This window comes from Corynebacterium sp., from assembly GCF_030532965.1.
Lineage (GTDB): Bacteria > Actinomycetota > Actinomycetes > Mycobacteriales > Mycobacteriaceae > Corynebacterium.
In genome coordinates this window covers 66,224-86,763 of the sequence record NZ_JAUNKC010000009.1, presented here as the reverse complement: position 1 = coordinate 86,763, position 20,540 = coordinate 66,224, and the positions used below count along the sequence as shown (strand labels likewise).

At 56.4% G+C, this 20,540-nt stretch carries 13 protein-coding genes; 11 read left to right on the top strand and 2 right to left on the bottom strand.

Annotation, left to right across the window (positions count from 1 at the left end):
- The first annotated feature begins 123 nt into the window (after positions 1-123).
- Positions 124-495, top strand: a complete 372-nt coding sequence (locus tag Q4D85_RS06275; protein WP_303199027.1) for a hypothetical protein — start codon at positions 124-126, stop codon at positions 493-495.
- Here the strand turns inward: Q4D85_RS06275 and Q4D85_RS06270 are convergent.
- The gene (locus Q4D85_RS06270) at positions 492-1,595 is read right to left on the bottom strand and encodes a hypothetical protein (protein ID WP_303199026.1); all 1,104 of its coding nucleotides are present in this window, start codon (positions 1,593-1,595) and stop codon (positions 492-494) included. The genes Q4D85_RS06275 and Q4D85_RS06270 overlap by 4 nt on opposite strands.
- Positions 1,596-1,695: 100 nt before the next feature.
- Here Q4D85_RS06270 and Q4D85_RS06265 point away from each other — a divergent pair, with 100 nt between their 5' ends.
- The 4 genes from Q4D85_RS06265 to Q4D85_RS06250 all read left to right on the top strand — a co-directional run bounded on the left by Q4D85_RS06265 (position 1,696) and on the right by Q4D85_RS06250 (position 8,217).
- The gene (locus Q4D85_RS06265) at positions 1,696-2,418 is read left to right on the top strand and encodes a hypothetical protein (protein WP_303199025.1); all 723 of its coding nucleotides are present in this window, start codon (positions 1,696-1,698) and stop codon (positions 2,416-2,418) included.
- Positions 2,419-2,443: 25 nt separating this feature from the next.
- Positions 2,444-5,299: a hypothetical protein gene (locus Q4D85_RS06260; protein WP_303199024.1), complete on the top strand. Its 2,856-nt coding sequence runs from the start codon at positions 2,444-2,446 to the stop codon at positions 5,297-5,299.
- Positions 5,300-5,313: 14 nt separating this feature from the next.
- Positions 5,314-7,881 (top strand): hypothetical protein, encoded by a 2,568-nt coding sequence (locus tag Q4D85_RS06255; protein WP_303199023.1) that lies wholly within the window; start codon positions 5,314-5,316, stop codon positions 7,879-7,881.
- A 96-nt stretch (positions 7,882-7,977) separates the two neighbouring features.
- Positions 7,978-8,217: a hypothetical protein gene (locus Q4D85_RS06250; RefSeq protein WP_303199022.1), complete on the top strand. Its 240-nt coding sequence runs from the start codon at positions 7,978-7,980 to the stop codon at positions 8,215-8,217.
- Positions 8,218-8,294: 77 nt separating this feature from the next.
- On the opposite strand, the gene Q4D85_RS06245 is transcribed toward Q4D85_RS06250, so the two are convergent.
- A complete protein-coding gene (locus Q4D85_RS06245; RefSeq protein WP_303199021.1) occupies positions 8,295-9,521 on the bottom strand; it encodes an ATP-binding protein in 1,227 nt (408 codons plus the stop codon).
- Positions 9,522-9,846: 325 nt separating this feature from the next.
- Here Q4D85_RS06245 and Q4D85_RS06240 point away from each other — a divergent pair, with 325 nt between their 5' ends.
- From Q4D85_RS06240 to Q4D85_RS06215, 6 genes are all read left to right on the top strand, one after another.
- Positions 9,847-10,623, top strand: coding sequence for an SMI1/KNR4 family protein (locus Q4D85_RS06240; RefSeq protein ID WP_303199020.1), 777 nt, complete (start codon positions 9,847-9,849; stop codon positions 10,621-10,623).
- An 83-nt stretch (positions 10,624-10,706) separates the two neighbouring features.
- Positions 10,707-11,726 (top strand): hypothetical protein, encoded by a 1,020-nt coding sequence (locus tag Q4D85_RS06235; protein WP_303199019.1) that lies wholly within the window; start codon positions 10,707-10,709, stop codon positions 11,724-11,726.
- Complete coding sequence (locus tag Q4D85_RS06230; RefSeq protein ID WP_303199018.1) at positions 11,719-12,654, top strand: hypothetical protein; 936 nt, start codon at positions 11,719-11,721, stop codon at positions 12,652-12,654. The genes Q4D85_RS06235 and Q4D85_RS06230 overlap by 8 nt, the downstream gene beginning before the upstream one ends.
- A 141-nt stretch (positions 12,655-12,795) precedes the next feature.
- The gene (locus Q4D85_RS06225) at positions 12,796-16,098 is read left to right on the top strand and encodes a DUF6493 family protein (RefSeq protein WP_303199017.1); all 3,303 of its coding nucleotides are present in this window, start codon (positions 12,796-12,798) and stop codon (positions 16,096-16,098) included.
- A gap of 23 nt (positions 16,099-16,121) precedes the next feature.
- Positions 16,122-16,973 (top strand): hypothetical protein, encoded by an 852-nt coding sequence (locus tag Q4D85_RS06220; protein ID WP_303199016.1) that lies wholly within the window; start codon positions 16,122-16,124, stop codon positions 16,971-16,973.
- Positions 16,974-17,234: 261 nt separating this feature from the next.
- Entirely contained in the window at positions 17,235-20,540 is a 3,306-nt protein-coding gene (locus tag Q4D85_RS06215) for a hypothetical protein (RefSeq protein ID WP_303199015.1), read from the top strand.

The window sequence follows — 20,540 nt, the reverse complement described above, 5'->3', positions numbered from 1 at the left end:
GGGTGGTTTGCTCGGTGACAGTGGTGGGGACTCGACCTTTGGTGTTCTGTGGTGTGGTTTTTGGGGTGTTGTGGGGGAATTAGTCGAGTTGGGGAGCTGGGGTTGTGGTAATGGAGGCGTGGTTTGTCGAGTCCGCGGCGCTACCAGATCTGGGATGAGGCGCGCACTGTGGCGTTGACGAGGAGTTTTAGTGGTAGTGGTTTGTCGGCGTGGGATACGTTGACGTGGTTTAATCCTGAGGTGGAGTCGTATCGTCGTAGCCCTGAGTTTTTCCGGGAGGGGCGGTTTGATGCCGCGCACATGGTGGAGGGGTATTTGGATGAGTGCATGTGGAACTTGTTGGATTCGCGTGCGCCGCTTGAGTGGGATTGGGTTGTGGCGCAGTGGCCACGCATCAGTGGGGATGGCGCTGACCGTGCACGTACCCTTGTGCTTGACGACGGCCGGTTCCAGCTCACCCACACCGATTCAGGTGAGGTGTGTTCCCTGACTTAGGTGGCGCGGAAGTTTTTGCGGGGCATGGCGAGGGAGTAAGAGTCGGGTTTGACCTGTCGGCGAAATAGTTTGGGGTTGCCGTTGAACACGTAGGCCAGTTCGGTTTCTTTCCCGCCGCGCCGAAGATACTCCATGACAAACGCTTTGCGCAGGGGGCCGGTGACTTCGGTGATGTGGCGTAGTTGAAGCTGGGTGAGGGTTTCGGCGACTCGGTGGTCGGCGGCTGCAAGGAGCGGCTGGACGGCCTCGTTCAGGTCGGCGATGAGGGCACTGATGTCTTGGTACATTTCGTCGGGGACGCCACGGATGAGGTCGGTGATGGTGTCGTTGACCCATGCGGTGTGGACGTCGGTGGAGGTGAGTGCGGTGAGTTTCTTGTGGAGTTGCAGGTAGTCGGCCTGTTTGATTTTTACTAGGTTGCCGGTGGTGCGGCTGACTACCACGAGTCCTTCTTGCCCTGGGCGGGGTGGTTTTGCCACGGCTTCGGCGAAGGTGGCTTCGGGGAAGATTTCTACACGCTCGCCGTGCCAGCCGGAAAGTCTGGGGTCGTCGACGAAGACGTGTTCACCGGTTTCGATGACGATTCCGCCTAGAAGGACGAGGGATTCTTGTTTCCCGTAATCCACGATGACTCGGGTTTCGGGGTGGATGACCTCAAAGAAGGGGGTGATTCCTTCGGGCAGCCATGAGTGGCCACCCGGCACTTTTCTTAGCAGGTCGTATGCGAGGTCGACGAGTTCGGATTCTAGGACGCTGCGGGTGGCAAGCCGGAGCTGTCCGTCGCGTGGGTATCCGATGGCGAGCGACCCGTCGACTTTATCCATGGTGACCACCGGCTCTTCCCATGTGAGGGTGGTGTTTTTCTCCACCTCGTAGTTAAGCATCTTCTTAACTGGGCGGGCGAGGATTTCGGTGGTGGCCGTGTCGAAAATGATGCCGCGTGCTGCGGTCGTCACGTCGCCCCATTCGTGCAGCATTTGGCACAGTGGGGAATAGCCCACGATGGATAATCCCAAGTGAGGGTAGCTGCGCAGTGTGAGTAGGCCTTTGTCGAGGCAACGGCGGTATTCATTTTCGGGGAAAAGTTCGAAAAGCTTCATGGGCAGGGCAGTGGTGGGGATAGAATCTTCAGACTGGGTCGTCTTTATTTCCCATAGCTAACAGGCATCGGGGGCGGCGTTTTGTGAGAAAGGATTTTTGATGGAGAACCGTATCGCACAGGCGGAAGCTACTTTAGGGTGCCTGTTGCCCATAGACTACCGGGAGTTTCTCCTCAACCCAGCCAATGCCGACCATGAGATCACCCAGTATTTTTGTAACTTGGATGAAGTCATTGAGTGGACTCAAGACTTTCCGTTCACCGCTGACCAACCGGTTCGCCAGGAGCCGGAACCGATGCAAAACTTTCAAGGTGAGATGGGCCCTGAAGGCGTCGATAAGCTTTACGATGCTCTTGTTACCTACACCACCGAACACTACGAAAAACCCGCACACCACGGTGTGGTTCTTCTGGATGGAAGCGTGCTCGGACCGCATACCGTTCTCGTGCTGCGTGGCCGTGCCCACGGGGAAGTATGGAACTGCGAAATCGACTACGAGTGGGTAACCATCGAACCACGCCTACACCCCGTCACACACCAACCACTCGACTTTGCGCACTGGCTTAAGCTCCAACAAGACCCCTACCGATTGACGGCGCTGCCGAAAAAGCAGGTAACAGAGCTGAGCAACCCCAAAACTAGCGCCGAGGGGAAGACCGCCATGCGATACCACCTGCACCGAGGCGAACTGAAAGGAATCAGCGAGGCTGAAATTGCAGGGCTGAAGAAAATCGCGGCCATCCCCGAAAACGCGCAATTCCTCGACCCTTACACAGGCACATGGCAACCACTGCGCGAGGGATACCCAGTGGCGTGGTCGTGAAAAGACGAGAAAGAGTTAGCACAAGGTGAACAACCACTCCCCACTGACGAAGAAAATCTGGCGCGCCTTGAAGGAAGCTGACAGTGAGCAGGCTCAGCTTGAACTCATCGCCAGCTACCCACAAGCCGCAGACATAGCCGCCGCCTACGTGGCTAGGTGTACCAGTAATGAAAAGTGGAGCGGCCAGCACACCCACACCCCAGGTGGGCGGCTATCAGTGGTGCTGGTGCACAAATACGCACTCCCCACCCCTAAAAAACGCCAGTACCTGCACAATTGGGCCATCTTTATCAAAACCGCCCTTGAAGAGCACTACCCCGACCGCGTGGTTTTCCTCCAGCGGTTCCCCGAGCACCTTCACCACGCGTTTTCTTTAGGGTTGCCCGCTTTCGGCCCCATCGGTGCCGCGGTGATCGCTGCCTTGGAGAAGAACGTCCTTAGCCGCGAGAAGGCACTTGAGTACTTGTGGCAGGACCTTGCCAGACCCATCAGACCCAAAGACCGCAACCAGTGGGCCCACATTCTTCAGTCATGTATCCACCCCACGCACGAGGAAATGCTGGCGCACCTTGGGATTATCCGGCAACTGGTGGGAACCGGCGAATCAGCAATGCTGGAACTGTTTATCCCACCGCTTCTGACACACCTAAGCCCTGAAGAAGCAGGAGACCTAGCCCTCGCAGGCCTGTACGCCACCACGAAAAAAGCCAGGCAAGCCGTACTCGACGCCCTCGCCGATGCGCCCAGCGTGGTAGATGGCGCCGTCGACAAGCTTCAAGAGCGCATCGCCGAACTCACACACGCGCCCACCCCCACCACGGCGACCTGGAACAAACCCCCACCCCCATGGCAAATACAGGGGCTGACGTGGGAAGAACCCACCGCAGACACCCTACTCACAGCACTGCGCGACGGGGAGATTGAGCAGGCGCGGGCATACGCCGTACAGCTTGCCTACACAGACTGTGAAACCGCGCGCCGGGTGCTGCGCGGGTCGGGATTGTGGGAAAAATGGGCGAAAAACCCAAGGATTTCGTGGGCTACACCTGGGAAATGGCACACCATCAGCTCGCTCTGTGACGACGCCGTCGAAGCGCACCTTGGGAAGATTCCCACGATGCTGTCTGCGCCCTCGTTTCCCGATCTGCGGATCACGATCGACGATCTGCTCACGCGACTTGGCCGTTACGAGGAAGCCGAATGCGACGTACTCGCACCCGACCTACTGCTTGCACTGTGCCGACTCGATGTTCGGGGCGTATCAGGCGCGGACCTGCCGGAAAGCCCCGTCATGGTGACAGACCGCGCCAAGAACCGGTGGCTCGCAATCGAAACCATCATGGCGTACGTGGACGACCCGTTCGTGGAACCGGAACTCACACTGGGGCGAGAGAGATGGAAACCCGAATCGTTGCAGCTTCCTCAGTCGCTTGCGGCACGCTTTACGTTAAGCCCCAGTGTGCTGGGCGACTCGCTTACCCTGGTTACGTTCCCGCACTTCGGCGACACCTGTTGCACGCAATTATGCTACACCGGCTTCGTGGACCCCGACCCCGTACCCGTTGCCGAACAGCTTGCCCGCCGCGCCGAACCGCTGGGGGTCGGGGCACTCATGAACATGGTGGGGATTCAACGCGCGATCAAACCAGCACTGAACGAGCGGCTAATGCAGGCGATTAGCCAAGCGTGGGAGCGCGGACTTGTGCGCCCCGAACGGGTCGACGTGGCGTACCTCGACTGGAAGCCCCATGGGTGGGCGCAGATTCCGGCGCTGGTTATGGCGATGCGGGAGCTTGTCGACGCCGGAATGCTGTCGCTGTGCTGGCCCATCTGGGACGGACTACTTGAGTCCATGGCGAAGGAGACACGACTACCCGCCGGTGCCACCCACGTGGTGGCGGCCATGACGGACTTCCTACCTGCGGTGATCACCGCACATCCAGATGCAGCACACCAGAGCCTAGGGGTGCAGGCCATGGCTGCGCGTGGCGGAAAGTCCCAAGCTGTCGTGGGGGCGGCGAGCCTAGCTGCGGCGCTGGGTATCAAGGCTGCACCGGAACCGGTGAAGGAAAAGCATGTGGAACTTCCCGTCCAACACCCAAACGAGGCGGAACTGAATAAGCTGTGGCCGAAAAGAATCACAACCTTGGCCGAATACCCCGACGGCGCCCACTACCGCCTCGAACTGGTTCCTACCACAACCACACAGAACCGGTTGGACACAATCATCACATTCCCGAAGGATGAAACGGGGTACCGGTTTACCCCAGACTCCAACCTTATTGTTGCCATGTGCTCGTGGGGGTACGCGCCCACCGCGACGGAAACTCACTTCCTGTTCGTCGAAGGTGAGAAGGCGTGCCTAGCCGACACACCCCGCCCGTGGAAACAGTGGAAAGCAGACGGCCGGGAAGGGCCACTCCACCTGCCCTTGACAAACTCTATGGTGGCGCTGCTGTTTGTGTGCGCCACGGGGGATTTTGCCCGCAGCTATGCCCAAGACCAACTCATTCACGTGGCATCCCAGTGGCGATTAAGCCCTAAGGCCGTGGCAACAGTCATGGCCGAGGTTGTGGCGCTGCCGGAGTTCAATCCTGGAAAACTCGTGCCCGCGATCACCGACACAACCGTGGCGTGCCTGTGGCCGATCCTCACCGAATCACTCACCCACGCCGCCGCCCTGGAAAAACCTCCACGGTGGTTGGGCAGAATAGTAGGTGCTGTGGCCGAACACCTTGGCCTGCTGGTGGCGGCCACTCGGACAGGTCGCATCCCCGCGGCCGCGTGGGCGGGGCTCCACGCACTTGCCGCGCAGACGAAGAAAACCACCGCCGTGAAGAAGGCACAACACATCGCGCCTTACCTGCGCGTCGATCAGTAGAGGGAGCACACACAATGGGTAGGGCGAAACGGCAATCGTTGTGTGAGGATTTCTGGGGGCACCTGGCAGCTGGCGAACTCAGGCAAGCCCAGCACGCTTTCGTGCAGTGGGAGACTCTAGCGTTGTGTGCGGAAGAAAAAGCTGGGGCGCACACGGTTTCAAGTGAGATCCTCATGCTCAGCGCCGTGGGCAAGCACGAGGCTTCGTTGAGTCACGCACTGGACGAGGAGGAGGCGGTGACCCTCATCGCCACGTGCCCGCAGGAGTGCGCCGACGCCTCATTGGCCACGTCGTGGGTGTCTTCCTGGGCGTTGGCGTGTTTTGCCGAATGGGCGTTAGGGGAGCACCACACGAGACTGAACGCCATGAATAAAGTGTGCGCCCACCTTCCCAGTTCCGTGCGGGCCTACCTGCATTTTTACGCGCATTTTGTGTGCGCCCAAGGGCTTGTTCCTGAAAGGTTTTTCGCTGAAGTGCGGGCACTCTACCCCGATGATTACACCCCCGTGGAACTTCCCGCACTGCCCACGCAGCTCAACCTTTTTGGCAGTGCCCCAGTGCTTGCACACGCGCTTCGGGTTCTTTCGATGAAAACTTGTAGCGTGAGGCTTCGGGAGCAGACGCTTATCCAATTAGATAACTTGGTGGCAGTCGCCTCGCCTTGGTTCGGGGCGGAAGAATTCCTGTGGGCACCCATTGCTTTCTCCCTGATGCGCGACACCCGTGGTGAGCAGCGCCGGAAGTGGTGTGAGAAAACTTTTCAGCTCAGTCACCACACACCACAGTTAGCGATCGACGCGGCGCACTGGTTGATTGCGCATGCGGAACCAGGGGAGGAAAGCGCGGTACTTCGCTGCGCGGCAACACTGCCCGTACATTGTCACACGCTGGCAGAGGATGCGGCGGTGCACCGCGACTGTGAAAAATGGGTACGTCGCGCACAAGAACTGGAATGCGGCGAAACCCCCGATAAACACGCCGACATTGCGACGCGAACCTTCTTTGACCTGGGGCGTCTTGCGTATATCAGGAAGGATTGGGTGGCGGCGTGGAAATTCATGGTGCGCTCGATCCAGCACCACAGTGAGCTGCGGCGGATGATGACGATGAGTTCCATTCTTCTTGACGCCCTGCAGGAAGAGCCAGACCTGCACGAAGACTACTGGGATGCCCTCGACGAGGCCATCGCGGAAGCCCTAGCCCAAGACGAGGAAAACCCCGACACGTGGTATCGCCTGTACCGCTGGGCCGCGGCGACAAAGCGCACGGGGGAGGAAGCAACCTGCCTCAACCAGCTCACCTATTCGTTGGCGCTGTATAACCCCGATCGCCTGTGCGAAAGCATTGAGCCGTTCACCTTATGGATTGAGCTGTATAGAAGCTACACTGCGGTGCCCTATGATGCACTAGAGAATGAGTCTTTATTGTGGGCCTATCCGTGGTTTGTGTGGGCCTTGTGTGAAGATCCCCACGCCACAATAGGGCAGTTTCAGTACGCCCTGTCCGCCTACGAAAACTTGCAGCTCGCTAACAACGACAACGCAAGCTTGTGCTGGGAGTTGACGTTTGCGCAGCTTCTCGTCGCGTACCGCGCGGGGGATGTGGAGACAGTCTTACGGCTACGAAACAGGTGGCGTATCCCACCGGAGTATAGGGGGCAGCCCCTGCGTGAGGTGGAATCCTTGATGTTTATTGATATGTGTGTGGGCATGGGGGATCACCACTTAGCCGTTGCGGGGATCGAAGAATCGTGGGGCGGAACCACCCCAGCAACGTGCGTGCAAGCATACCTGCTCGAATCCCTTAACCATGTTGGATTACAGGATCAGGCGTGGGCATGGTTTGACCAAGTCACCCAGAATGAGCAGAGCTTTGCAACCGACGTGCTTGCCAGCCAGGAAAGCTATTTCGCCACCGTGATCGACGCTGGTATGCTGCGGTTTCTCGCAAGTGTTGCGCGGCCTAACCTGCGTGACGAAACGAGAACACGCACAATGACCCTGCTGCAATCCATGGCTACTTTGCACAATCGGCACCGAATCGCCCGCGCCGCAACCGTGGCACTGCGCACCTGCTTTGCCCTTGATGAAAAGCTTCCCACGCTTATCGACGCCGCCACCCCGCCCACCCCCACAGCCGAACAAGCCGCGGCTTGGTGTGAGCAAGAAGCGAAAACCACTGGCCCCATAGGTGACCAGTGTGTCCTCGACTTAGGTGTTCCGGTATCTAATATTGAGGAAATCCAGGAAATTTTCGTCCGCCACCTTCACGCGGATTCCAAAGGAATTTTCCACAACCACCACACTGGGGTGAAACAAACCTACCTCATGTTCGATACCAACAACAGCTACCTGTACGAGGGGGAACGCATCCACCTTGTGGAAGAACCACACCACATGGACACCCCTTCGACCATCACCATCCCCGCGGCCTGTACCACGAGTGCCGAAGAACTAGCAGAAAAGCTCCGCAACGACGGCTACAAAGTTATCCCCGCCAATAACAGCACACAACCACCCACTTCCGCATGGGTCGTGTTCATTTTCCCCCACGGGGAAGTGCTTGCGGTGGGGAAACAATAAGCGTGATGGTAATCCAAGAAGATATAGTGAAGAAAGATGGTAAAACTCAATCCACCAAGTGGAACATTGTGCACATGAAGAGGAAGGAGGCGCACGGTGACAGTCCAAATTTCAGTTGAGGAAGCTCGTAAGACCATACGCAAGAATAACCGGGATTATCGGCGTCGCCTGACTATAACCAGTGCTTTTCTATTTGCAGTAGGTATCCTGTCAGGTTTCATCGCGATCCTGCTTATAGCCTCCAGCACACTAACCCCACTAATCCTCATCCCTGCGGGAATTGCTATTTTTGAGGGAATACGGAGACTCGTCCAAGCACGTCACGTGCATATCTAAACAAGCACTGCGTACATTTCAAAACTCATCTCAAAGTTTTCGGACAGCGCTGGGGAAGAGGGATGCGTTGACGAAAGTCACAGTGTCAGTGCGGTGAAAGGAACTACCGGAATATTATCCTCGACGCGGCGGTAGCCGAACCCGCCTGAGGTGATAATCATCTTTGACACATCATCGCGGTTGAGCTTGTTCGCAAACCGATTCAATGATTGTGCAGCCTGTTCAACCACCGCGTCGTTTTGCCCAAGCTTGACCTCTACTAGTAGCAATTTCCCATCGGGGTAGTCGATAATAGCGTCAACTTCCGCCCCAGAGTTGTCGCGTGCATGGAACACTGGGTGCCCACTGAACACCCTCAAATCGTGAACAACCTGCGATTCAAAGAGCTGACCCGCATAGTCCAACTGTTCAAGAAGGGTGGTGGGCGTTGCGGATAATGCAGCGACCGCCAACGAGGGGTCAGCCAGATGCAGCTTTGGAGTTTTGCGCAGTTGCGCACGTGAACGCAAGTGTGAAGACCACGCTGGTTGTTCCTCAACAATGAACAGTTGGCGCAACACATCAAGGTACCGTTTGATCGATTTGTGACCCGCGCCCACATCACTGGCAATGGTGGACACATTTATTTCCGTTCCAATAGCCCTACCAAGGGATGTGAGTAACCTACGCATTTTGACGGAATTGCGCACATTGAAGTCTTGAACCTCAGCGAATGCTATGGCTTCGACGTAAACTTTGTTCATTTCCAGCGCGTCTTTGGTGTTGAGCGTGAGGTTTCCAGGCCATCCGCCTACCGCGATTCGGGTAATTAAGGTGTGAAAGTCTATTTGCTTATCGCTGATCGCCTGGATCGGAGCATTATTAAGCACATCGTGCAGGCTGATTTCCTGAGATGAATGACCAGTTTCCACAAAGGTCATAGTTCTCATCGTGAGCCTGGCGAATCGGCCCGCCCCGCTATGGCGTGATTCTTCAGATTGCGGGGCGGTGGAACCGGTGAGAATGAATTGGCCTGGTGCTTTCCGATTGTCAACAGCCCGTTTAACGTAATTCCAGATTTCAGGGTGAATTTGCCATTCATCAATAAGCCGCGGAGTAGGCCCCTCAAGAAGCAAATGGGGATCAATGCTCATGAGACGGGACACTTGGGGGTTGGTATCCATGTTGATAACGGAGCCTGCCACTTGGAGCGCTGTTTCAGTTTTGCCGCATGCCTTAGCACCTTGAACGAGCACAGCTCCGGCACGGTTGAGAGTGCGGTGTAGTTCCTGATCTACTATCCGCTTGAGATACGATGTGCTCAATGCATTTCCCCTGTTCATTAGAGAATTTGACTATGCTGTAAATCTTCTATGTTCAAAATTGTAAGTCCGCTACAACCAAAATTGTAAATAGGGAAGAGGATTTTTCAGGCACATGACCCTAAGTATCGTCACGCCACGTTGCTGTGCTGTGAATAGCATTGGGGCCTTTGCCGGGAGAGAACCATGGTTAACTGTGTGGGCACGGTAGTTATTCTGAACGTTAAGTAATGCGGCAAATATTCTTCAGGTGATACCCCAAAGGGACACAGTGGTGTGAAAAAGAGCATCACCACGCAACAACGAACACACGCAGGAGGCGGAACTTTTGAAGGGGACAGGTGTCGGCGTCGACAAGCTCACAAGCGCAGAAAAAACCCTCGGAGTGTTACTGCCGCAGGACTACCGTGATTTCTTGACCACTCCAGAAAATGCTGGCAGCGAAATCGTGGCACGGTTTCACGCGCCGGGTTGCGTCGATTGGTCGCAGGATTTTCCCTTCACAGCAGACACACCCGTTTACTGTGACCCGCTCACGGACAATCCTGCGACGTGGGAGGATAACACGCTTGCGGAAGAAGCGACGAAACCGCTGTATGAACAGCTCATGCGGGGGATCGTCTTCCTAGCCGAGGAAGGCTATGGCGAGTGGAGCGTGCTGGTGTTGCGCGGTGCGGCGCGGGGACAAGTGTGGGCGTTGTGTCCTGAATGGTGGACGGGAATGGAGGCGTACCCGCGGCGTCACCCAGTCACCGGCGAAATTTTGGGGTTTGCGCAGTGGCGCATATTGCAACACACGCCGCTGAAGTTCCTCCACCTCACCAAAAGGGAGCGGCAGGGTTTAATGTGTCGCCAAGAACAGTTTTCTGCATTATGGATCAAAGCGGCACATCAGCTCATTGCCAGCGGGGAGGTGACGGGGATAACCGCAAAGGAGGTTTCGGGGATTCGTCGGAAAGCGGATGTGCCCGAGGCCGCGCTGTTTCGCGACCCACGAACAGGGGACTGGTTCCCGCTGGCACGGGCGACGGTAGTGGAATGGGCTAAGGGGAACAAAGTTTTGCCTGTATGGAATTTTCCAAATGAAGAGGAATCTGAAAACTAGCCAAGAATCAGTGCAAAATGTCCTGTTCGACGCGTCTTTTTTCTACACTGTGAGAGATAAATGAGTCGAAGAAAAGAATGGCGATGGATCTCACTGTGCTTTCGGAACCGAACTACAGTTCCCTCACTAATGATGGGCGGCGGCAGCTACTAACAGCGATTGCCGAAAAATACGGCGCCACAATCAGGGAGTTTATTCGCTTTGAGCGCTTCGGGCGACACCTTGACACTGCCATCTTCATCGTGGGTGGCAGCGAGTTCGTGTTCGTTCCCGGCGCTGAGGTGAGATTGGGGTGGGATGGGTTTGTTACTCCACCAAGCATGGACATGTGGGTGGAACTGGCTGAATGGTTCACGTGCGAAGAATCACCTGAAGAAGGCGACCTAGAAGTGAGGAAACAGGCTCAGGAGGAAGCATTCCAACAGGACACAATCGATATTTTTCGGGAGCAAACCACACCTAAAGGAACCTTTACTATTGGCCCCATGTTGGTGGAACGCTGCGTGATTCAGCCCTGCTGGAGGGATATTCGCGCTGAGGACGTGGAAGTGCGTGCCGATGTTCAGGAATTGATCCGTAAAGCCATTGACCACCACGTGGATGTGTACACCCTGCGCAATCGGTTGGAAGTTTCGCAGTCCAACAATACTGCGCATTGGCGGGCGCGGGAGTGGGAAGAGCTCACATTTGACCAGCTGAAACAACAGGTAGAGGCGTCGGGATTCTCACTGCCGACGATGCGCGAGTGGGAATACTTGGCGGGCGGTGGCTGTGAAACCCTAGCAGTGTGGGGTGACAGTCTTGATTACAACTCTTTTCGCTCCGCAACGCCTGGTTTCGCAAGTGATGCCGAGGCGTGGGAGTACCCCAACTTTTTCGGCCTGACCATTGCTTTTGATCCATTCAAGCGTGAGATCGTCACCACCGACGATGGTTTTATGTTCAAGGGTGGGGACGGTGGCTGCAACAGTCACGGTGGTGCTGGTTTTTCGTGGGCGGTGGCGTTCCCAACATCCCCTTATTTCGAAGAAACCGAAATGTTGAGGGATGGCCCCAGCGATCGCTTCGACTTCTACCGAAGGGTTATCAGAATTGATGGATAAAACAAAGCTCGCCAACCCCACCTACTCCGCGCTTTCCCGTGATGAGCAGGTGAAACTTTTACGCGAAATTGCTGAGCACACGGGAACTACGCTCATTGAAACCCAAGAGTTTTCTCGCTTTGGGCGTTCGACATTCACGGGGATTCTCCGCCATCCCAGAAGCCTAGACAGCGAGTTCGTGTTCGTGCCCGGTGCTGAGGTGACGTTGGGTTGGGATGGATTCACCGAGGAACCGCGGGAGGAAATGTGGCTGGACTTTGCGCGAGACAATGGCGCGGGAACAGATGAAGAAATTCGCGCCGCTGCTGCCAGTCCTGAATTTCGCACAAAGATAACCGAACTACTTCGTACTCACACCACGGTTATTGAACAGTGCACGATTGCACCGATGCTGCTTGAACGCGCCGCACGTGTTCCCTGTTGGCGGGAAGCAACTGCCAAAGAGGTTGCGAATGATCCTGAAATTCAAGAATTGATTGCCGAAGCCGAGAAAATGGGGGTGGTGAGTAGCGAGCTCGACGAGACTGTGTTAATCACCCGTGATGATGAATCGTCGCCGTGGCGAGTTGAGCTTTTTGAGGAACTTTATTACGACGAACTTCGAGAAGCGGCAGAAAGTGACGGGTTTTCCCTGCTCACCTTGCGGGAGTGGGAGTACCTTGCCGGTGGTGGGTGCCGCACCCTTGCGCCGTGGGGTGAAAGTCTTGATTTTGAATCCATTACTGGATTCACGTTTGATGGGGACGACTACTTTTCAAGTGGTTTTCTTTCGTTAGTCGAGGAGACGCTGATCAAGCCGAATTTCTTTGGCCTAGAAATTGCGTATGACCCTTACCGTTATGAACTTGTGAGTGATGGGCTGGATGTGGCACGAAAAGGTGGCGACGGCGGAACCGGTTACTGTGGTGATGCGGGAGTGGCCTGGTAGTTTTTCCCAGTCACCCCCTATTGTGTGGACTACACCCACGAAAAAGATGCGGAAGAGAACGATTTTGTGACCAGCTTCGACACCTACCGCCGAATCCTCAGACTTGCCTAACCGCGCAACGAAAAGAAAGAGTACTCACCAATGTCTCAAACAGCGAACCTTATTGCCGCGCTCGACATTTATAAGGAACTCGGATGGGCTACGATCACTAACCCAGAGGATATTCTCACCCTGCCCGAGCCTACCGATGAGCACAAGAAAATCGCCCAACTCGGGCTTCAAGCTTTGGATACCCTCGACTGGGATTCTCACGAGTGGGAGGAAAACTGTGGCCATCAACCGCAATACCTTGGGATTTTCGCCATTGTCATGGGTGTGGATGCAAAAACCGCGACGCGGATGACTAAGGATCAACATCCAAAAGTCGTCGCGGAATGTGTGGCACGCCGGGGTGAGAGGTACGCGCGGGACTACGTGGTGGCGGCGTCGACAAGCGTACGGCCGCTGGCAGATACACTCCTAGACACCAGCTGCGTGGCTGCCGTCTGCCTTGTTGCGGGCGTGGGTGGGGTACACATTGCTGTGCCGGAAATCCTCGACTACCTGCATTATTGGGGCGGGGTAGTCTCAATCCAGGCGGGGGAGGCTGCCGTAAGGGAGATACTGAGCAAGGAATATCCGAGCTGCTTTCCCACACGTGAGCAACTTTTGGCGCGTTACGAGGAGCACTATGCGGTGGCAGAGTCGATGCAGGCGGAGCTGCACGCAACCGTGGGGCGCGGGCTGGTCGCCGGTGTGAAAGCTGGGGCGGGCAACCGCGATGATCTGCTTGCGTGGATCGCCCGCGAGTTGGAAAAATGCTCAAAACCGAAGCAGCGTCGCCGCCTGTTGCAGATGCTTACCGAGGACCTTGAACTCAGCGACGCCGACATCACCCGCCACCAAGCTGTGCTGGCAAGCCAGATCGCGGCAAGCCACGCCGACTGCGTGAAGGCGTATGGTCTGCGGCTTCTCGCGCTTATGTCGGAGCCTGAGCTTGCCAATGCCGCACTCGGCGCCCTGTATGTGCCCACGCTGGCGGGGCTGAAGTCGGTGCTCACCACGCTGGGCAAGCGCAACGATCTCACGGAGCAGACGAAGCAACACCTGTTCGCGCGGCTAGAAGAACTTTATACCCACGACGATCCGAAGGTGGCGGCACTTGCGGGGAAGCTGCTCACGGCGTGGGGTAAAACCCCTGCACAGCGGGTGGAAACGGCGCCTGCGCCCGCGGGGAACTGGTGGCAGCCCACGCCAAGTTTCACTAAGCCTGTGCGCTTCGAGGTGGGGGAGGTGACCGCGACCAACCTTGCGGCGGCGTTTGCGCAGGCCAACTACGGTTTCAACCCAGAATCTAACCACCATATCGAGCGGTTTTGGGCGCTTGCGACCCAGCTTGCCTTTCATGATCGCACCAAGGCGGTGCGTGCGGTGCAGGACGCAACAATGAACTGGGGAAACGGCATGTTGGGGCTTGTATTCGACGAGCCCACCGGGGGCTGGTTCGACGACTATGAGCAGTCGTCGCTGTTCTATGCCCGCGAGGTGCGGTTGGTCCAGAATTTCGGTGAGATCCCCTGCCTGCTGTCTACCCCAAGCACCATGGATTTCGGCATCGATTTTTCTGACCTCATTGCACGCCTTGAGGCATACCGCGCAGCCAACGCGAGCGTGAGTGAGGCGGATTTGCAGATCGCGCTCATGCGGCTGAAAACTCCCGACCTGGATTGGTCGGCGGCGGCGGTTCAGGCGCGTGCCTTCGACATTCCGTTCGTAGAAACCGCGCAGCCGGTCACCGTGACTGTGGGCGAGGTGATCGCCGACTACATTTTCAACCAGATCGACGACCCCGGCCTCAGTGCCGACCCGGCGGCGGGGGAGTTTGTCGCCCAACCTGTCGCAATTCCGCACTGCTTGGGCGCGTTCCCGGACCGCCTCAACGCGCCACGTGGCGGGGTTGACCCCACCTTGTTCCCCACCTGGGTGGATACCCCGCACCTTGGTTTGCGGGTGACGAAGAAGAGTAGCTGGTTGCGGTGCGCCGCGCACGCTGAGACCGTTGCCCATGCTGAGCATGTACTTTCCCCAGGTGTAGCCATGAATCTGTTGGGTGCGCTGCGGATCAGTGACCCTGAACTGTTCGCCCGCGTGCTTGACGCCGTCATGCTAGCTTTTCGACGCGGAATCCTACTCCCCGGCACCGCCAACGTTGAGCTTTTAGACTGGCGCACACGCGCCACCAGTTTCACTGGGTTGGCGCAACCACTCAAGGAGCTCGCCGGTGATGGTTTACTTTCGGTTGTGTGGCCGATTTTTGACGATGTGTGCCGCATTGCCGCCGCCCGTTCCGCCACCACCCCAGGTGCGGTGGAAATAGCGCAGGCCATGGCTGATCTTGCACCCCATGTGTGTATCGCCGTGGCGGAAGGCAAAGCGCCGAAAGAAGCACTTGATGTGCCTGGCCTTCGGGCGTGCGCGGCAAAGGCGGGCACATCGAAGCTGGTCACGGCGGCACAGAAAGCGATGGGCGCCTTGGGGGTGGATGCGCCGAAGCAGGAAACTGGTGCTGGGAAGAAGGTGGAAACTCTCAGTGAGGAGGAGTTCGCTGCACGGTGGGGTGAAACCTTCGCTCCCGCACGCATTCATGACTCGCAGGTAAACGTGGAGGTTGGTTTCGGTCAATCTGATTCTTCTGGGGAAGACCTGTGGGTCGTGCTCAAACTCGGGGAGGACGAAAAATCCCAGTACGTAGTGAACGCCCCATTGTGCGTGGAAACCTGGAACGAGGACGCCACACTAATGGTTACCCGCCGCTCACTGATAGATGACGAGGATGCGGAAGGCAGAACCTTTATCCTCGCGTGGCGCCGCGGTGCTTGGTTTGAAACCGACGATTGGGACATTCAAGCAAGCGACCCCATTAAGGATATTCCCGCGCTGAAGGAAGTCTCCGTTGCACTTGTGGCGTTTTTGGGAAGTTACGGGAAACCGTACCCCGTGTCCCTGGCGCAGCAGGTAGTGTTAGAGGCGATTAGCAACGGCAGACTACCTTCAGAGCATATCCGCCACGCGGCACGCATGCTTGCCGAGGTTGCAGAATGGAACCTCGTGAAAGCGCTGAAAATTCTGGACAAACACCCCACCGCCATCTCCGGCCTGTGGCCACTTGTGACAGAAAGCTTACACATAGCCAGCGAAAACGCGGCGGCGGGGAAGTTACCGAAGTGGCTCAACGGTGTGCTGAAAGTAGTGGAACAACATCTCGACGTGTTGGTGGCCGCGACTGCCCGCGGGATCATTCCCGCAACAGAATGGGCAAGCCTCACAGTGATTGCTGAGGGGAATGCGACAGGGGCTACGCAGAAACGCGCGAAAGCGCTTCAAGTAGTTTTTTCCGAACTGTAAAAACTGTGGAAGGTTTTTAAAAAATGGCTAGTGCTCTCACCCCGCCAGTCACAGCGGATCGGCTAGCACAGGCAGGAAGTAGAATGCCAGGGTGTGTGGCGTATCCGCTGAGCCCAACGAGTGCGTGGATTGAGTGTGAGCAATTCACGTTGGAGCTTGTGCTCCATGAGAACGCAACGGTGCTGGAATTTCGTACCACCTGGCCAAGCCCCGCGCGTAATCGTGATGAGATTGCCGCGGCGCTTTCGGGGAGTGTGTGGCGCGGAAGTATTATCAGCGCCGAGGCCGGTGGGCGCGTGGTGCAACTGTCCTTTGTCACCGACGTTTCTCTCGGATTGAGCGGTGAACAGCTCATAGGCTGGCTGGTGTTTGTCCACAACGATGTATGCGCGGTGTTTCATGACCTCAACACCCATTTCGGCATTCTTTCGCCCGCATTCACCCCGCTTGAGTGCGCGATCGATGCGACTTTACCCGCGGTCACCCCACGGCGGTGTGAGGAGCTACTTTCACGGGGTTCCCTCCCCGTTGAGGTGAGTGATGAGGCGTATCAACAGCACCGTGAAGCCGAGGGCTTGGGCTTAATAACCGTGAGGTTTACTGGTGAGACGTTGCGGTTATCGTATTGGGACGAATCCGGCTATTACCAAAAGAAGTTCCTCCCTCCTGAAGTGCAAGTTATCGTGGTGCAATTGAACCAAGAACCGCACATAGGCGCTATTGAGATTAATGGGTATCGCGAGCTTTTCATCCACACAGTGGTGTACTGCGGGGCGGGAGCCACTGATGAGCAGCTGATTCACTGGTGTGATCACACTCTTGTCCTCATGTATGAACTGGCGTTAAGGCTGCACCGGAAACCAGAGAAACGGTAATGGGGAGTGCTGTGGGCGTCGACAGGCAAGAGCACGGGCATATACTGGCGAAACGATTGCGATGTTGGCAATGGGCACGAAAAAACAACCCGTGAAGCGACCGTATTGGGGGGAGCTTATTTTGTTTGGGTACTAGCTGCGGACGCGGTGATTTCTAAGATGCGAATGAGTGTTTGGTCATTTTGGGGGCTTGTGTTAGCCCGACATGCTACAAAAGGTATGTTTACGTGTTTTCCGCTAAACGTTTAAAGAGAGCATCCTATGACCAAACCCCCTGTTACACCCCCTAAGCTGCGCAAAGCTGTTGAGATTTTCAAAGAACTCGGCTGGTACGACGCTAAAATTTCTGATGCACCCACCCTGCCCTTAGGGACCCCCGAACAGCAAGAGCTCGTAGTCAAGGGGTTAGAAAAAGGCGCCTGGGAAAAATGGGTGGATGATTCTTACAGCGGCACCACTTACGATCTTGTTCAGGTTAGTCACACCATGCTGGCGCTGTTCGCGATCCGATGTGGGGTTAGCGCCAAGCGAGCAGTGTGGCTTTTGGATTTCGCGGCTGTACGTGAGTGGCCAACGGCTGTCCAGTGTGTGCTTCAACGCGGACCTAAGTATGTGCGCGACGTAATGGCTGGCATTGAGAAGCGTGATCGTTGGGGCGACGACACTTCCGTGGGGGCGTGGGATCTATGTATGTTGTCATTTCTCCTGATCGTTGATGACTACGGCCTTGATTTTGAAGTCCCTGCGTATCCCCGGTATTTGCGGGATTGGGCCGGGATTGTTGCGTATGCCTTCTATGGGAGGGAGGGAGCATACTTCCAAGGCGAGGTTGAGCAGATCCCACCGAAAGAGACGTTGCTTCGCTCCATGCGTGCGCATGTGGAGATGGCTGTGGAGCAGGGAGTTCCGTTGTGGGGTGCGTTGGGGTATGTGCTTCGTGCGGGCTTAGAAAACGGTGTGTTTACAAGAAAAGAGGAGGTTGATTATGCGGTGGCGGCGGTGAATGCGCCTGCCCGTCCGAGTGAGCATAAGCGCTGTGTGGAGCTTTTGTGTGCTGACCTTGCGATTACTGATGATGAGATTCGTGCTCATGCGGAAACATTGGGGGCGCTGATTTCCTCGGGTGATGCTGTGCTTATCGACGCCGTGGGGGCGCGGTTTTTTGCTGTTGCGGCTGCTGCTCAGACGACGGAGGTGGCGGTGGGCGCGTTGTATGCGTCCACGCAGAAGGCACAGGTGGTGGTGTTGCAGGGATTAGCGGCCCGTGGTGATCTGACGGAGGAGCTATTGGCACCGCTTGCGCCACGGCTGCAGGAGCTTGCGGGGGTTCGGAATAAACAGGTTGCGAAGCTGGCCACTGGTTTGCTGAACCAGGCGGGTGAGCAGCCAGAACCCGCCACACCGTTGAACGAAATGGAAGCACCAACCGTCACGTGGGTGCCTGTGCCACCGGTGTGGGAGGTTGAGCGTTTTGAGGTGGAGCATGTCGATGTGGATGCGTTAGTGGCGGCACAGCAGGCAACATCACCGGATAAATATGACAGTGGGCCGAACTATGACATTGAGCTTGAACAGTTCTTCGCCATCCTCGTGGCCTTAGCACAAACGGACTTTCAGTCCGCACAGCGCTATATCGATTCCCAAACTGATCACGATGCTCCTTATATACGAACGGTTGGTAGTGATCCGGTTGGGGATCGTGGATTCGCGGTATGGTACAACGTTGGGTCGTTTCCGGTGTTGTTATCGCAGCCTTCTTTTGTGGATTTACGGATTACGCCAGAGGATTTCTTTGCGCGGTTAGAAACATATCGTTTGGCTGGTGTCCCGGTTTCTTCGAGGGATCTTCTGCTTGCGTTGTGTCGGTTGGATGTTCGTGGGCATGACCTGCATGAGCTTATCCGGCGGGTGAGAGAGTTTCCGTTGCCGTTGCGGTGGTTTGGTGATGAGGAATATCCCGGTACTGTGGCTGATGTTGTGGCGGAATACTTGGGGGAGGAGGAGTTTCTTGCCACGGTGTGGCCCGAGGCTGGGTTGATCGATTCGAACGCAGGTTTTGCTGTTCCGAAAGTGTTGGAGCGGCTGGTTAGGCATGGTTCGGTCCACTATTTCACTTTCTATGAACCGTTTATTTTCCCGCTCATAGGGGACGGGTTTTTTAAAGAGTTCGGTGCCACAGGGCACGGTACTTTCCAGGGGGCGTCGCTTGCCGCTGTCGCTAAACAGTTGGCGCGGTGTTCGACACCGTTGAGTCCTGGTATTGCTATGAATCTGATTGCCGCGCCACGATTGAATGCTAAGGGCAAGGCTGTGGGACTTGATGAGGCGATTCGGGCGGCGTGGCGCAGGGGGTTGCTAGTCCCAGGCGTTGCCGATATCAACAGCATAGGGTGGAAAAACCCTGTTAAGAGTTTCCATGGGTTGGATGAGGTTTTCCGTGATCTAGCTCATGACGGGATGCTTGCCCTGGTGTGGCCGTTGATGAACGACATTCTTGTCGCTGCGTCGAAGGCGGCGCGTCCGCATAAGGGTGCCGGTGAGATTGCGGAGTTGACTGTTGAGCTGTTGCCGAGTGTGCAGCAAGCAGTTGAGGCTGGCGTGGCTGATCCACATGTGTTGGAGTTGCCGGGGATTCGGGCTTTTGGCACAAAGAAGGGCTCATCGAGGTTAGCTGTAGCCGCACGCACCGCAGTGAAACTATTGCAGGACACCACACCACCAGCAACAGACACCCGCGTTGAAGAGCCCCAACCTCGGGCCGAGTTTAGTGGTGAATTCGCAGAGCTATGGCCCGAGAACCGTGGAGAAGGTCCGGCGCGGCCAGACTCGGCGACTGTCACTTTCGAGGAAATAGAGGACGATGAAGATGCATCGTTCTGGCGCTCGGATGGTCTTTTCGCTGTGGTCAGTATCCCCGAATACCCAGGAAAGACATTCCGAAAGTTCCCTTTTTCCTCCATCCATCCGTGGCGATTCCATGAACTAAGCAATGGAAAAACCGCAACTCTGCATGAGGAGCACCTCTGTTTTGATGGTTCAACGTGGCAGCTCGAAAGCGCCCCTGATACCCGCAGCTGGAATAAGGAATATTATCCTTCTTCGGAGTTCCCGGATAGTTTCCTCTACATTCTGTGCGCCTTCCTTGCAGTGCCGAAAGAGCCAAAGGGCGCTGTCGAAGAACTCGGTCGCCAACTAAACCTGAATACGATTAGTGCTGCAAGCATGAAAGCCGTGATTCCGCGGCTTCTCCAGCTGGACTTTTGGTCACCGGTTCAGCTTGTGAAAGTGATTGAGAAAAACCCATCTCACTTGCCAGCACTGTGGCCAAGCGTGACTGAATCCATTGCGGTGGCCGTTGATCGTATCGATGCGGGCGAATCCGTGCCGAAGTGGTTGAACAGGGTTCTTGATTGTGCAATCTATCACGCGCCGGTTCTGGCCGAGGCAACAAAGCGTGGCAAGATCCCCGCCACGGAGTGGGAGCCGTTGAACCAGATTGCAGAAATGAAGAAGAAGGTAGCGGCCAAGACTAAGGCGAACGAACTTTGCGTTCTGCTTGGCGTGTGA